Below are 13,715 nucleotides of genomic sequence, written 5' to 3' on the forward strand. Positions count from 1 at the left end.
CCGTCCGGCGGCGGCGGGCCGGGCGAGCGGATAGTCTCGGCCCGGACCCGTTCCCGCACGCCAATGGAGGACCGATGACCGCCCGGACGTTCACCGCCGAGGACTACGCCGCCCGCATGCGCCGCGCCGCCGAGGCCGCCGCCGCATCCGGCCTCGCCGGACTGCTCATCACGCCCGGCCCGGACCTGGCGTACTTCACGGGGTACCGGCCGCCCGCCGACACCGAGCGGCTGACGATGCTCGTGATCGCGCAGGACCGCGACCCGGTGCTCGTCGTGCCGCGCCTGGAGCGCCCGGACGCCGAGCACGCCGAGGGCGCGTCGGCGATCGGGTTCGCGGACTGGACCGACAACGAGGACCCGTACTCGCTCGCTGTGCGGCTCATGGGAACCCGGGGCAGGTTCGGCGTGGCCGACAACGCCTGGGCGATGCACCTGCTCGGCCTCATGGACGCCGCGCCCCAGACGTCCTACGCGGCGCTGTCGCGAGCGATGCCGATGCTGCGCGCGGTCAAGGACGCCGACGAACTCGAGCGGATCGCGGCCGCCGGGGCCGCCGCCGACGCGACCTACCGGAAGATCCTCAAGGCGCCCTTCGCGGGCCGGAAGGAACGGGACGTGGCCGCCGACCTGGCCGACCTGCTGCGCGCGCACGGGCACGAGCAGGTCGACTTCACGATCGTCGCGTCCGGCCCCAACGGCGCGAACCCGCACCACGAGGCCGGGGACCGCGTCATCGCCGAGGGCGACGCGGTCGTGCTCGACTTCGGCGGCCTCAAAGACGGGTACGGCTCCGACACCACCCGCACCGTGCACGTCGGCGGCGAGGTGGCCGAGGAGGTCCAGCGCGTCCACGACCTGGTGCGGGAGGCGCAGCAGACCGCGTTCGAGGCGGTGCGCCCCGGCGTCGCGTGCCAGGACATCGACAGGGCCGCGAGAAAAGTCATCGCGGACGGCGGCTACGGCGAGTGGTTCATCCACCGCACCGGGCACGGCATCGGCCTGACCACGCACGAGCCGCCGTACATGGTCGAGGGCGAGCGGAACGCACTCGTGCCCGGCATGTGCTTCTCGATCGAGCCCGGCGTCTACCTGCCCGGCCGGTTCGGGGTGCGCATCGAGGACATCGTCACGGTGACCGAGGACGGCGGGCACCGGTACAACGACACCCCGCACGAGCTGGCCTTCGTCGCCTGATCCCGCGGTCCCTCTGCGGAGCGCGTTGCGGCGCTTCGCAGAGGGTCCGGCGTCAGGATCGGGCGCGTTCGACGATCGCGGTGCCGTACGGCGCGAGTTCGAGCGGGCCGTCCGCGAGCGCGACGGTGGCCGGGGCCGGGCCGTAGTTCTGGACGAACACGTGGTCGCGGGTGCCGTCGGTGCGGACCTGCGCGGTCACGCCGTCGGGGAGGTCCGCGTCCAGTGCGCGTTCGACCCCTGTGGACGCGACGAGTCCGCGGTAGAAGTCGCCGAGGAAGTCGTCGCCCGTGCGCGCGGCGATGAAGTACGCCTGGCCCTCGCCGCGCGCGTTCACCGTGAGCGCCGGGCGGCCCTGGTAGAAGTCCGCGCCGTAGACGCCGAGCACTTCGGCGGTCTCGGCGTGCACGAGCTCGCACAGGTCGAACGCCGGGTAGCTCGCGCCGTCCCACTCGACCGAGTTGCGGTCGTCCTCGTAGAGCGCGTCGATCTCCTCGCACCACACGCCGAGCGTGTCGCGCAGCGGGCCGGGGAATCCGCCGGTGAAGGCCTTGTCGTTCTCGTCCACATAGCCAGTCGCGTAGCTGGCGACGAACGTGCCGCCGCGCTGCACGAACGCGTCCACTGCCGCGGCGACGCCGGGGCGCAGCATGTAGAGCATCGGCGCGACCAGGACCTTGTAGCGGTCGAGGAAGCCGGGCTCGGCGATGAGCGAGGAGTCGACCACGTCGGCCGGGACTCCCTGCTCCCAGAACGCCCGGTAGTGGTCGACCACGGTGCGGTGGTAGGCGGTCTTGTCCTGGAGCAGGCCCTTCATGTCGTCCAGGGCCCAGCGGTTGTGCCAGTCGAAGACGACGGCGACTTCGGCCGGGGTGTCGGTGCCGACGACCGCGTCGAGCTCCTTGAGGCGCGCGCCGACCTCGGCGACGTCGCGGAAGACGCGGGTGCGCTCGGTGCCCTCGTGGTCGACGATCGCGCCGTGGAACTTCTCGGAGCCGCCGCGTCCCTTGCGGAACTGGAAGTACTGCACGGTGTCCGCGCCGTGCGCGACGGCCTGGAGCGACTGCAGGAGGTGCACGCCGGGCCGGTGGAGCTTGGCGACCGGCCGCCAGTTCGTGGCCGACGGCGAGGACTCCATGAGCATGAACGGCTTGCCCTTGAGGCTGCGGGTCAGGTCGTGGTGGAAGGCGGCCTCGGCTCCCGTCCGGATGTCGCGCTCGGTGCCCGACCACTGCGGGTAGGAGTCCCACGAGACGACGTCGAGGACCTGGGCGAGGCGGAAGTAGTCGATGCCCGGGTAGGTGCCCATGAGGTTCGTCGTGCACGGCACGTCGGGCGTCGCGGCCTTGAGCGGCGCGGTCTCGTGGAGGTAGAAGTCGACGAACTGCTCGGTGGTGAACCGCATCCAGTCCAGGTGCAGGCCGTGGATGTCCTGCTCGCCGCGCCAGTGCGTGCTCGGGGACTCGATGTGGGACCAGTCGGTGTAGGTCTTGGACCAGAACGCGGTCCACCACTCCTCGTTGAGCGTCGCGAGGTCGCCGTACTTGTCCTGGAGGAACGCGCGGAAGCGGTCCTGGCACAGGTCGCAGTGGCACTCGCCGCCGTACTCGTTGGAGATGTGCCAGACCCCGAGCGCGGGGTGCGCGCCGTAGCGCTCGGCCAGCGCGGTGTTGATCGCGAGGGTCTTCTCGCGGTACACGGGCGAGGTGAGGCAGTGGTTGTGGCGGCCGCCGTGGCGGTTCTTCGTGCGGTCGGCGTTGACGCGCAGGACCTCGGGGTAGCGGTGGCTCATCCAGCCGGGGCGGGCGCCGGAAGGGGTGGCGAGGACGGCGGTGATCCCGTTCTCCCCCATGAGGTCCATGATCTCGTCGAGCCAGCCGAACTCGTAGCGGCCCTCTTCGGGCTCGAGGGCGGCCCAGGCGAAGATGCCGACGGAGAGGGTGTTCACCCCGGCGAGCCGGGCGAGGCGCATGTCCTCTTTCCAGGTCGTGTCCTTGGTGCTGAGCCACTGGTCGGGGTTGTAGTCGCCGCCGTGCAGCATGTGGGGCACGCCCTTGACGATCGGGGCATGGCGAACGATCTTCCGGGTCACGACTGGGGTGCTCCTTCATCCAACGGTCAGATTTACCGGTACAACGTACGGTGCCGGTGACGGGATGTCAATCCGCTTCGGGCCTGGCGCGGTGGCGCTCCTCGACGGCCTGAGCGACCTCGCGGAACTGCTGCAGCACATGGCGGACGGCGAGGCGTTCGGCCTTGTCGGGGCGGCACATCGCGGAGAGGTGGCGGCGGGAGGGGATGCCGGTGAGCTCGCGCAGGACGAGTCCGCCGCCGGTGGGGGTGGTGAACCGGGGCAGGACGGCGAGCCTGCGGCTCCCGGCGACGAGGGACTCGACGAGGCGGTTGTCGCGCAGGCGCTGGACGACGCGGAGGGGCGTGCCGGTGAACCGCTCGACGGACTCGACGACGGAGTCGAAGGGGTAGCCCTTGGGCACGCCGATCCACTCCCAGCCGTGGAGGTCCTCGGGCACCACGGAGTCCTGGGCGGCGAGGGGGTGGTCGGCGGCCATGGCGATGTCGAGGGGTTCGAGCGCGAGGGGCACGACGGTGAGCGCGCCCGCGCCGGTGGGGCGGGCGGTGGTGAAGCTGTGGGCGATGACGATGTCGCTGTCGACGGCGAGGTCGGCGAACTCGACCTCGGCGATGTCGAAGTCGCTGCAGCGCAGGGAGATCGCGGTCGGTTCGAGGCGGCGCATGACGTCGGCGAAGAGGAACGCGGCGGCGCTGGGGAGGGCCGCGACGCTGACGACGCCGCTCGGTTCGCCGCGGAACCGGTCCCAGCGGGCCTGGACCTGCTCGACGACGGCGGCGATGTCGGCCCCGCCTTCGGCGAGGAGGCGGCCGGCCTCGGTGAGGCGCAGGCCGCGGCCGGAGGGTTCGACGAGCGCCATGCCGAACTCGCGGCCCGCGGCCTTCAGCTGCTGCGAGACCGCGGAGGGGGTGCGGTGTGCGGCCTTGGCCACAGCGGTGACGCTGCCGCGCAGGGCCAGTTCTCGGAGGAGTTCCAGGTGGCGCACGTCCATGAAGCAATGCTACAAGGTGCCTGTAGCACTTTTCAATTGTGCTTTACAGTCAGGTCGCGCATGATGAGGCCATGCCGCTGCGTCACATCCTCCTCGCCCTCGCCGTCGCCCTCGTCTGGGGCCTGAACTTCATCGCCATCGACGCGTCCCTCGCGCACTTCCCGCCGATGTTCCTGGTGGCCTTGCGCTTCGCGCTCATCGCCGTCCCCACGGTGCTGCTGGTGCCGCGCCCGGACGTGCCGCTGCGCTGGCTCGTCGGCTACGGCCTCGGATTCGGGACGATCCAGTTCGCGTTCCTGTACTGGGGCATGGCGACCGGGATGCCCGCCGGGCTCGCCTCGCTCGTCCTCCAGGCCTCCGGGCCGTTCACGATGCTCCTGGGGGCGACGTTCCTGCGCGAGCGCGTGACCGGCCGCCAGGTCGTCGGGATCCTCATCGCGGTCGGCGGCTTCGCGCTCGTCGGCTGGCAGCGCGCCGAGCAGGCCAGCGCGATCCCGTTCCTCCTGACGCTGGCGGGCGCGTTCGGCTGGGCGATCGGCAACGTCTGCAACCGGCAGGCCAAGGCCGCCAACCCGTTCCACCTGACACTGTGGATGACGGTGGTGCCGCCGGTGCCGATGCTGGCGCTGGCGCTCGCGGTGGAGGGCCCGGCGCGGATCGGCGAGTCGCTGACGAGCTGGGGCGAGCCGGGCGCACTCGGGGCCGTGCTGGGGCTGCTGTACACGGTCGTGGTCGGCACGATCCTGGGCTCGGGGCTGTGGACGTGGCTCATGGCGCGCCACCGCGCCGGGATCGTCGCGCCGTTCTCGATGCTGGTGCCGGTCGTGGGGATGACGTCGGCGTGGCTGCTGCTGGGCGAGGAGGTCACGGCCGCGGCGGCGGTCGGCGGCGTCCTGGTCGTGGGCGGGGTGCTGCTGGGGAGCGCGGCGTTCGGCCGGGCGGCGCGCACGCCGGAGCCGGTGCCGGAGCCAGTGCGGGCATGAGCCGGGCATTTCCAGTGTTATGTCCGGAAAGTCCGTATGCTAGCTTGCTCGGCGACAGTCCACACTAGAGACGAACGGACCCATCGCCATGCGCACGAACCGAACCACGGCCACACTCCTCGCCGCCTCCGCACTGGCGGTCGCCGGGAGCCTGGCCCTGGCCTCCCCCGCGTCCGCCGCCCCGTGCGGCTGGCAGGGCGACGGCACGCAGGACTACAACCACTGCGGCGACACCACGGTGATGCTCACGGTCGAGCACGTCTTCGGCGACGACGACCACTACTGCGCGAGCCCCGGCATGAACAACATCAACGCGGGCGATTCGCCGTACAACACCTGGCGCACGACCTACGCCTACTACGCGGGCGGGGCCACCGGCTGCTTCCCGGGCTGGTACCGCTAGACGGAGACGCCGCCCGGCGACCGCCGGGCGGCCGCTCGCCTAGGCTGGGTGCCGACCCGGGCGCGGGCGGATCGACCATCCGCCGCCCCGGCCCGAGCGAAAGGCGGCACGACCAGTGGCTGACGACGACCTCCAGCGGCGGCGGGACCTCATCGACGACCTCGGCGGCGAACTGCGCGCCCTCATCGAGACCGCGGTCCGCACCGACATGTCGGCCGAGACCCTGCAGGAACTCGTAGGCGAGGTCAAGCGGCTCGAAGACCGGTTCACCGGCATGCGCCGCAAGCGGTCCCACATCCCCGACGTGGACGTGTTCCCCGGCGGCCTGCGCGTGTACTCCCCCGCCTCCGGGCCCGGCAACCCCTTCGCGCCGCCGCTGCGGATCGAGCCGGACGCCGAGGGCGTGAGCGGGCGGTGCACGCTCGGCGTGGTCCACGAGGGCCCGCCCGGGTTCGCGCACGGCGGCGTCAGCGCGATGCTCCTCGACGAGATGATGGGCTGGGCCTGCTACGCCGCGGGCATGCCCGCCATGACGATCTCCCTCGACGTGCGATACCGGGGGCCCGTGCCGATCGAGACGCCGCTGGAGCTGCGCTCGCGCATCACCGCCACCGCCGACCGGAAGCTCTCGGTCGAGGCGCGGATCAGCGCCGAGGCCGACCCGGAGGCCGTCCTCGTCTCGGGCACCGGCGTGTTCGTCGCACCCGACCTCGACCAGGCGCGGGCGCTGTTCCCCGGCGCGAAGGGCTTCGCCGCCGGGAACCGGCCGCCCACCGCCGCATGACGCCCGGTCCGGGCCGGACGTAGGATCGACCAGCCGCGGGGCTCGTGCCATCGCCTGCGCGGCAGGCGATGCGAACGGGCACTGCGGAGGTGGGACGAGTGGCATCACGGCGGGTCACCGTGTACGACGTCGCGGAACGGGCGGGCGTGTCCATCGCGACCGTGTCGTTCGCGTTCCGGCGCCCCTCCGAGGTCCGCGAACGCACCCGCGAAGCCGTGTACGCCGCCGCCCGCGAACTCGGCTACGTCCCCAGCGGCTCGGCCCGCGGCCTCGCGGCAGGCCAGACCGGCACGCTCGGCCTGCACGCCTTCGACCTGCTCATCGACCGCGCCCTGGAGGCCGACGCCCCCGCCGCGTCCCCCGCCTCGACCCTGGACCTCACCGAATCCGCGATCCCCTGGGAACGGCTCGACGAGGAGGCCGTGGCCGACCCCCGCGCGTTCCCGCTGTACGTCGACGAGATCCAGCGCGGCTTCGAACTCGAATGCCGCCGCCTCGGCAGACCGGTGCTCCTGTCCCGCAGCTCGGACGCGGTCGCCGACGTCACCGAGACCGCCGGACGCGTCGACGGTCTCGCGGTGTTCACCTCCGACCCCTCCGCGGCGGCCGTCGCCGCGCTCACCCAGGTGTCCAAGGCGCTCCCGGTGGTGCTGTTCAGCCTGCCGCCCGACGCCGACGACACCCACCACCGCATCCTCGTCGACAACCGGGGCGGCATGGCCGCGCTCGTCGACCACCTCGTCGCCGTCCACGGCGCGACCGGCCTCGAGTTCATCGGCGGACTCACCGCCGCCGACTACGGCGAGCGCTTCGCTGCGATGCGCGAAGCCCTGCTCGCACAAGGCCTTCCGGCCCCCGACGCGCCCCTCGACCAGTCCCCGCTCGGCCGGGGCCGCGCGCTCGAGGCCCTGCGGGAGCGGATCGGCGAGCGCCGCCTGCCCCGGGCGCTGGTGTGCGCGAGCGACCAGCTCGCGCTGGCCGTCATGGACCTCCTGCAGGCCGCCGGGCTCCGCGTCCCCGAAGACGTCATCGTCACCGGCTTCGACGGCGTCCTCGCCGGACGCCTCTCCCGCCCCACCCTGACGACCGTGCGCCAGCCGATGGAGGCCATGGGCCGCCTCGCCGCCCGCCTGCTCTACGAGGAGACCCTCGCCCCCTCGCCGGCCCCGCGCACGTTCCGGCTCGGCACCCGCCTCTACCCGCGCGCCAGCTGCGGCTGCCCCGAGACCTGACCCGCGGCGTCGAAATACCGTTTGTCATTCAGATACCGTCATGTATCTTGGATGCCGTGAAGGAAACCCAGCACCCGCCCAGGATGACGCGCAAGGAGAGCCAGGAGGCGACCCGCGAACGGCTGGTCGCCTCCGCGATCGAGCTCTTCGCGCGGTCGGGGGTGGCCGCGACCTCGCTGAACGCCGTCGCCGAACACGCGGGATTCAGCCGGGGCGCCGTCCACGGCAACTACTCGGGCAAGGACGAGCTCGCGGCGGCCGTCGCCGCCGCGGTCGTCGGAGCGCTCGGACCGGAGCTCCAGCGGACGCTCGCGGCCCCCGTCCCCGCAGGCGAGCGGCTCGCCGCGTACATCCGCGCCTTCCTGGAGTTCTGCTCGCGGCATCCCGACCACGCCGGCGCGCTCATCGCGGTGGTCGCGTACTACGCCAGGGCGGACCACAGGCATTACGGCGACCGCGCGGAGGACTCGCTGGCCGACCTGGTCGACCTGTTCGAGGACGGCCAGCGGCGCGGCGAGATGCGCGCATTCGACGCGCACACCATGGCGTTCGCGCTGCGTACCGTCCTCGACAGTGCGGCCGCGCGGATGCGCGACGGCGCCGGGGTGCCGACCGAGGAGATCGTGGCGCTGTTCGCGGCCGCCACCCGCAAGGAAGCAGGAGCGCCGTGAGCCGCACCTACCGCGCCACCGTCCGCGGCAGGTTCGCGGATCTCACTGCGGCACAACGGGAACGGCTCCGCGAGGAGCAGGGCGCGCATGACATGTTCGCCGCGCGGTTCTCTCCCGAGGGCACGTTCCTGTACGCGCCGGAACTCGTCGGATACCAGTTCAGGTACCTGCTGGACGTCGACGAGGCGAGCCCCGAGGAGGCCGACCTCGCCGCGCGCATGGAGGCGGAGGAGCTGGCCGAGGCGCACATCGGCGAGCGCGGCTACCAGGGCCGGATCACCGACGTGAGCCTCGTGTGCGTGGAGGACGTGAAGATCCGTAAAGGTAAGTCCCGCACCTGAAGCCGTCACCGCGGCACCGGGATACGCTGCGGCGCATGGCACCGATCTTCCGGCTCTCCCCCGGGTCCCCTCTGGCCGCGGCCGTCGCGGAGGACTGGGGTCTGCTGCCGCTGCGCGTCCCGGCCGGATGGAGCGTCGTCTACAACGAGCTCTCGGCGCGGCGGCTGCCGGACGGGAGCGTGGAGGCGAACGACTCCGAGGATTTGTACTGGGCGCGCACGGCGACGCCTCGGGACATCGGCGTCGACGTCGGCTGGTACGGCGGCCAGGGCTTCCGCGTCGTCCTGCTCGACCCCGGCTGGGAGAGCGTGCGGGCCTCGTTCACCACGGTCGACCTCGAAGCACTGATATCCACATTGGAGGACTGGATGCTGCGCATCGCGGTGCGCGGCGAACTTCCCTAGCGGCCGACGCGAAGGCGCCCCGCCTGCCGTGTGAGGGCCGAAGGCGGGGCGCCGGTCAGGTTCGGCGGCCGGTCACTCGCCCGAAGGCGCGGTGATCACGACGCCGCTCGGGAGCGGCGTGCCGAAGTTCGGGGTGCCGTTGGCGTTCCAGGTGATCGGCTGGACGCGGGTCTCGCGGGTCGAGCCGCAGCCCTGGGCGGACGTGGTGTTGGCGTGGTAGACCAGCCACTCCTCGGTGCCGTCGGGCGAGGTGAAGAACCCGTTGTGGCCCGGGCCGAACGCGCCGCCGCCCTGCTGGAGGACCGGCGTGGAGGTCTTCGTCCAGGACGAGGCCGACAGCGGGTTGGAGCCGGTCAGCTCGAGCAGGCCGAGCTTGTAGTCCGGCGTGTTGCACGAGGAGGCCGAGAACGTCACGAACGTGCGGCCGCCGTGCTGGAGCACCGCCGGGGCCTCGTTCGTCCTGCCGCCCTGGATCTCCCAGCTGTGGGTCGGCTGCGAGATGGTGACGTGCGAGCCGGTCACGGTCCACGGGTTCGACATGAGCGCGATCCGGATCGACTGGTCGGCGCCGACCCACTCGGACCACATCAGGTACAGGCTGCCGTTGACCTCGAGGTAGGAGCCGTCGATGTTCCACTGGTTCGGCAGTGGCGTGGCCATGAACTCGTACGGGCCCATCGGGGTCGAGCCGGTCGAGCGGAGGACGTGGAGCTTCTGCCCGTCGAAGTTCGTCTGCGAGTTCCCGGAGGTGTACATGAGGTACCAGACGCCGCCGATGCGGTGGAACTCCGGAGCCCAGTGGGAGCAGCAGCGGCTCGCGGTGCCCGAGTCGTTCCACACGACCTGGTCGGTGGCGGTCTTGAGGCCGTTCAGGGTCGTGGCGCGGCGCATCGTGACCGTGGAGTCCCAGGTCGTGGTCGCCATGTAGTAGTAGCCGTCCCAGTACTCGATCCACGGGTCGGCGCCGTTGGTGCGCAACGGGTTCGAGACGGTCGGCTCGCCGGAGGCGGGGACGGCGTCGAGGCGCCACTTCTGCGCGTTCAGGCCGTTGTAGGTGTACTGGGAGATGCGGGAGCCGTTGCTCGTGGACCACTCCCACAGGTCGAGGGCCTTGCCGGAGAAGCGGTTGACGAAGCTGAAGGTGCCGTCGGCGTGCTCGGTCACCGACCACTGCTGGTTGGTGCCGCCGAGGTCGGTCCACTGCGCGATGGTGGCGCCGTCGGCGGCGTTCCACTCGTAGACCTCGAGGACCTGGCCGGAGTGGCGGGCCTGGATCTTGTAGTAGCCGCTGCCGACGGAGACGAACTGGAACTGCTGGCAGGTGCACTGGTTCGGCGTGTACTGGTTGAGGATCGCGCCGGTCGAGGTCGAGGCGTTCAGGATGTCGAGCGCCTTGCCCGAGTGGGCGCTGGTGATGGTGAACCAGGTGCCTGTGGTGATCGCGGCCTTGGCGGGCTTCGCGGTCGCGACCGAGAGCCCGAAGACCGCGAGGGCGGCTATGAGGACGAACGCGACGAGTGCGCGCCCCCGGTTGAGGGAGGTGGACATTGGCGCTCCAATCGGAGTGGCGGTGGTGAGGGAGGGCGCGCGAGCGTTCGCGCCCCGGCCGGCGGCCCTGGGCGGCCGCCCGGTCACAAGGAGTGTGAAATCGGGATATTTGCGTCTGTCAATGGGTTGGGAATCGAAGCGTAGCTGAGTTTTACCGCTAACACAATGGTTCCTACAACGTTGCAGGAAATTTTTTCGAAACCGTGACGGGAGCCGCGCGCCCCGCCGGGGAGATCCGGACCCCGTCCGCAGGTCGGAACCTTTAGGATTCGGGGACCCTCCCCCCTGTTCGGCGCCCGGGCCGCCCGTCGCCCCGCCGATGCTCGTGAAAGGACCCCCGCTGTGGCCGAAGTGCCCCTCCTCGGGCTTGGCGTGCTCATCCAGCTGTACGTCGTCGTGATCCTGGCCTACGCCGACCGCGTCGCGGAGATCGGCATCCTGCACCTGACGTCGGCGATGTTCCCCTCCGGCACGGCAGAGCCGCAGCGCCCGTCCGCCGGGCGGCTGCTCGCGGTATGGGCGCTGCGGGTCGTGGTCGCAGTGGCGACACTGCTCATCGCGGTGCTGCCCTTCGCGCTCGTCGAGGCGGTCACCGTCGAGTTCGCACTCGTGGGGCCGTCGTGGAAGTGGTTCTACGCGACCTCGGCGATCGCGGTCGCCTCCGGGATGCTGACCTGGCTGATGATGCTGCGCGGCAAGCGGTCCGAGGCGAAGATCCGGCACGGCGTCCTCATCCTGCCCACGCTGGCGTCCATCGGCGGGCACGCCGCGACCGCCGACGTGGCCGATCAGGTCCGCGCGGCCGGGCTCATCAGCCGGCGCGGGTTCTTCACGCGCACCGTCGGATTCACCGCGACCATCGCCTCGTGCCTGGTCTACGCCACCGGGCCGGTGCTCGCCGAGGTGACCGGGGCCGAACCTGACGGGTACCGCTACGCGATGCTCATGGGCGGAGCCGTCGTCGTCGGCGTCGCCTCGTACGTCTTCGGGCGCCTGCAGACCCCGGCCGGGGAGGCGCTGCGCCGCATCGAGTACCTCTACGGCTCAAGGCTGTCCGAAGAGGAGCGGGACTTCCGGCTCGTCACCGCCTACCGGGCCTCGCTGCCGCGCTACCTGCGCGCGGCTGCCGTCCGGTACCTCCGCAAGGACTGGTTCACCGACGTCGACACGAAAGGCCCGCGCATGGCGTCCATGGCGCTCATCGCCGCCGCCGACGTCGTCGAGCGCGCCGACTTCAACGGCAGTGCCTTCGCAGCCGCTCCCCCGGCCAAGGTCAGGGAGGCGGGCCAGCGCGCCGCCGCCGTGCTCGTCTCCCCCTGGGACCGCGCCGCGATCACGGCCCTGGCGCGCACCGTCGAAGTGCTCGACGAGCACGGCGAGGTCCGGTCCGAGCTGGTCGAGGCCACCGAGTACCGCCTTCAGCGCCGCCTGCGGGACATGACCGACCTCAGCGGCCGCGTCCTGGCCGCCGTCGGCGGCGCGGTCGCGGCGGTGACCTCGATCGCGACCCTGATGAAGGTCTTCTAGCCCGTGACCGCAGGCCCGGCGGACCGGGCGCCGAGGACGTTCTGACGGGCCGCGCGGGGACCTTCGTCCTCCTGACACGGGCGTGCCCCCGGTGGATCATGGAAGGAGAGCGAACTGCCGTTCACGAGGTGATACCGATGTACAACCGACCCTGGCAGGACGCGTGGTCCGATCACATGTCAGGCGGCGACTGGTGGTGGATGGGCTTCATGACGCTGTTCTGGATCGCGGTCCTGGTGCTGGCGGTCTGGGCGGTCACCAGGGTCAGCCGGGCCCTCGAAGCGCACCACGGGCCCGCCGCCCCGCAGCGCGAGAGCGCGCGCGAGACGCTCGACCGGCGCTACGTCGAAGGCCAGATCGACGCCGTCACCTACGCGGAGATGCGCGCCCGGATCGAAGGCGTCCACCGCGACACCGGGCCGAAGGAGGATCCGTGAACGCCTCCCCGTCGGTCGCCGTCGTCGGCGGCGGCTTCGCCGGCCTCGAGGCCGCGTTCACGCTCCGCGAGATCCTCGGCGAGCAGTTGCGGCTGACGCTGATCACCGACAGCCCGTACTTCCTGACCCGGCCGAACAACATCTACGTGCCGTTCGGCCGCGACCCGCGGCTGTACGTCGGGCTGGCGAGCCCGGCCACGCGCCGCGGCATCGACCTGCGCCGCTCCCCGCTCGCCGCGCTGGACACGGACGCGAACCGGATCGACCTCGCCGACCGAGAGTCCGTCCGCTACGACTACGCGGTCCTCGCGACAGGGGCGGCCATGCGGCCCGACGAGGTCCCCGGGCTCGCCGAGCACCCCCACACGATCTGGACGCCCGACAAGGCCAAGGCCCTCGGCACGGCCCTGCAGCGGGTCGCCGAGTACGCCCACGCCGGGATGGAGCAGCGCGTGCTGCTGCTCGTCCCGCCCGGCAACCTGTGCTCGGCCCCGCTCTACGACTTCGCGCTCCTGCTCGAGGAATGGCTGCGGTCCGAACTCGTCCGCGACCAGGTCCAGATCGAGCTAACCACGTTCGAGGACCGGTACCTCGAGTCGTTCGGGCCCGACCTCCACGGCGCCGCCCGCGCCGAGTTCGCCGCCCGCGGCATCACCGCCGCCACAGGGACCGCGGTCAACGCGGTCCACCCGGACCACGTGGTCTACGCCGACGGCTCGACGCGCCCGTTCGACCTCCTGGTGACCTTCCCGCCGCACGTCGCGGCAGTCGCGTACCCGGGCCTGTCCGCCTCCGACCGCGGCTTCCTCAAGACCGACCCGGCCACGAGCCGCGTCATGGGCACCGAGAACGTGTTCGCGCCCGGCGACGCGGGCGACTTCCCCGTCAAGCTCGCCTATCTCGCCCTGCGGCAGGCCGACGCGGCCGCCGACGAGATCGCCTGGCGCATCGACCCCACCGCCAAAGGCGACCGGCGACGCCTGGACTTCGAGGTCGGCGCCTCGCCGCTGTGGAACCCCGGGCGCATGTCCGTCCGGGTCTACATGCCGCGACTGTTCGCCGCGGGGCGGCCGTCCCAGACGGGCATCGGCGGCCTCTGAACCGGGCCG

At 71.8% G+C, this 13,715-nt stretch carries 14 protein-coding genes; 11 read left to right on the top strand and 3 right to left on the bottom strand.

Going from position 1 to position 13,715, the window contains the following annotated elements; genetic code table 11:
• Window positions 1-74 precede the first annotated feature (74 nt).
• Window positions 75-1,196: a M24 family metallopeptidase gene (locus ACGGCP_RS15840; protein WP_392966668.1), complete on the top strand. Its 1,122-nt coding sequence runs from the start codon at window positions 75-77 to the stop codon at window positions 1,194-1,196.
• A gap of 52 nt (window positions 1,197-1,248) precedes the next feature.
• On the opposite strand, the gene ACGGCP_RS15845 is transcribed toward ACGGCP_RS15840, so the two are convergent.
• Entirely contained in the window at window positions 1,249-3,234 is a 1,986-nt protein-coding gene (locus ACGGCP_RS15845) for a beta-galactosidase (protein WP_392967273.1), read from the bottom strand.
• Window positions 3,235-3,352: 118 nt separating this feature from the next.
• Window positions 3,353-4,276, bottom strand: a complete 924-nt coding sequence (locus ACGGCP_RS15850) for a LysR family transcriptional regulator (RefSeq protein ID WP_392966670.1) — start codon at window positions 4,274-4,276, stop codon at window positions 3,353-3,355.
• A gap of 71 nt (window positions 4,277-4,347) precedes the next feature.
• Between ACGGCP_RS15850 and ACGGCP_RS15855 the strand changes: the two genes are divergently transcribed.
• The 7 genes from ACGGCP_RS15855 to ACGGCP_RS15885 all read left to right on the top strand — a co-directional run bounded on the left by ACGGCP_RS15855 (window position 4,348) and on the right by ACGGCP_RS15885 (window position 9,094).
• Window positions 4,348-5,259 (top strand): EamA family transporter, encoded by a 912-nt coding sequence (locus ACGGCP_RS15855; RefSeq protein WP_392966672.1) that lies wholly within the window; start codon window positions 4,348-4,350, stop codon window positions 5,257-5,259.
• Between the two features lie 88 nt (window positions 5,260-5,347).
• A complete protein-coding gene (locus ACGGCP_RS15860; RefSeq protein ID WP_392966674.1) occupies window positions 5,348-5,662 on the top strand; it encodes a DUF6355 family natural product biosynthesis protein in 315 nt (104 codons plus the stop codon).
• A gap of 115 nt (window positions 5,663-5,777) precedes the next feature.
• Window positions 5,778-6,446 carry a PaaI family thioesterase gene (locus ACGGCP_RS15865; protein ID WP_392966676.1) on the top strand — a complete coding sequence of 223 codons (669 nt, stop codon included), beginning with the start codon at window positions 5,778-5,780 and terminating at the stop codon, window positions 6,444-6,446.
• A 98-nt stretch (window positions 6,447-6,544) separates the two neighbouring features.
• Window positions 6,545-7,678, top strand: a complete 1,134-nt coding sequence (locus ACGGCP_RS15870; protein WP_392966678.1) for a LacI family DNA-binding transcriptional regulator — start codon at window positions 6,545-6,547, stop codon at window positions 7,676-7,678.
• A gap of 56 nt (window positions 7,679-7,734) precedes the next feature.
• On the top strand, window positions 7,735-8,349 hold the full coding sequence (locus tag ACGGCP_RS15875) for a TetR/AcrR family transcriptional regulator (protein ID WP_392966680.1): 615 nt from the start codon (window positions 7,735-7,737) through the stop codon (window positions 8,347-8,349).
• Window positions 8,346-8,690 (top strand): DUF6204 family protein, encoded by a 345-nt coding sequence (locus ACGGCP_RS15880; RefSeq protein WP_392966682.1) that lies wholly within the window; start codon window positions 8,346-8,348, stop codon window positions 8,688-8,690. The genes ACGGCP_RS15875 and ACGGCP_RS15880 overlap by 4 nt, the downstream gene beginning before the upstream one ends.
• Before the next feature lie 35 nt (window positions 8,691-8,725).
• The gene (locus ACGGCP_RS15885; RefSeq protein ID WP_392966683.1) at window positions 8,726-9,094 is read left to right on the top strand and encodes a hypothetical protein; all 369 of its coding nucleotides are present in this window, start codon (window positions 8,726-8,728) and stop codon (window positions 9,092-9,094) included.
• Window positions 9,095-9,166: 72 nt separating this feature from the next.
• Here ACGGCP_RS15885 and ACGGCP_RS15890 read toward each other — a convergent pair whose 3' ends face one another.
• Window positions 9,167-10,642: a family 43 glycosylhydrolase gene (locus ACGGCP_RS15890; RefSeq protein ID WP_392966685.1), complete on the bottom strand. Its 1,476-nt coding sequence runs from the start codon at window positions 10,640-10,642 to the stop codon at window positions 9,167-9,169.
• Window positions 10,643-10,984: 342 nt separating this feature from the next.
• On the opposite strand from ACGGCP_RS15890, the gene ACGGCP_RS15895 reads away from it, so the two are divergent.
• The 3 genes from ACGGCP_RS15895 to ACGGCP_RS15905 all read left to right on the top strand — a co-directional run bounded on the left by ACGGCP_RS15895 (window position 10,985) and on the right by ACGGCP_RS15905 (window position 13,706).
• A complete protein-coding gene (locus ACGGCP_RS15895; protein ID WP_392966687.1) occupies window positions 10,985-12,169 on the top strand; it encodes a hypothetical protein in 1,185 nt (394 codons plus the stop codon).
• 137 nt (window positions 12,170-12,306) lie between these two features.
• Window positions 12,307-12,606: a hypothetical protein gene (locus ACGGCP_RS15900; protein WP_392966689.1), complete on the top strand. Its 300-nt coding sequence runs from the start codon at window positions 12,307-12,309 to the stop codon at window positions 12,604-12,606.
• Window positions 12,603-13,706 carry an NAD(P)/FAD-dependent oxidoreductase gene (locus ACGGCP_RS15905; protein WP_392966691.1) on the top strand — a complete coding sequence of 368 codons (1,104 nt, stop codon included), beginning with the start codon at window positions 12,603-12,605 and terminating at the stop codon, window positions 13,704-13,706. Before ACGGCP_RS15900 ends, ACGGCP_RS15905 begins: the two co-directional genes overlap by 4 nt.
• Window positions 13,707-13,715: the final 9 nt, after the last annotated feature.

The sequence above is a fragment of the Glycomyces sp. NPDC048151 genome (genome assembly GCF_043202775.1).
Classification (GTDB): Bacteria; Actinomycetota; Actinomycetes; order Mycobacteriales; family Micromonosporaceae; genus Glycomyces.

Excerpts from the sequence above, each read along its gene's own strand:
- ACGGCP_RS15840 (WP_392966668.1), top strand. The coding sequence starts at position 75 with ATGACCGCCCGGACGTTCACCGCCGAGGACTACGCCGCCCGCATGCGC.
- ACGGCP_RS15845 (WP_392967273.1), bottom strand. The coding sequence starts at position 3,234 with ATGCTGCACGGCGGCGACTACAACCCCGACCAGTGGCTCAGCACCAAG.
- ACGGCP_RS15850 (WP_392966670.1), bottom strand. The coding sequence starts at position 4,276 with ATGGACGTGCGCCACCTGGAACTCCTCCGAGAACTGGCCCTGCGCGGC.
- ACGGCP_RS15855 (WP_392966672.1), top strand. The coding sequence starts at position 4,348 with ATGCCGCTGCGTCACATCCTCCTCGCCCTCGCCGTCGCCCTCGTCTGG.
- ACGGCP_RS15860 (WP_392966674.1), top strand. The coding sequence starts at position 5,348 with ATGCGCACGAACCGAACCACGGCCACACTCCTCGCCGCCTCCGCACTG.
- ACGGCP_RS15885 (WP_392966683.1), top strand. The coding sequence starts at position 8,726 with ATGGCACCGATCTTCCGGCTCTCCCCCGGGTCCCCTCTGGCCGCGGCC.
- ACGGCP_RS15890 (WP_392966685.1), bottom strand. The coding sequence starts at position 10,642 with ATGTCCACCTCCCTCAACCGGGGGCGCGCACTCGTCGCGTTCGTCCTC.
- ACGGCP_RS15900 (WP_392966689.1), top strand. The coding sequence starts at position 12,307 with ATGTACAACCGACCCTGGCAGGACGCGTGGTCCGATCACATGTCAGGC.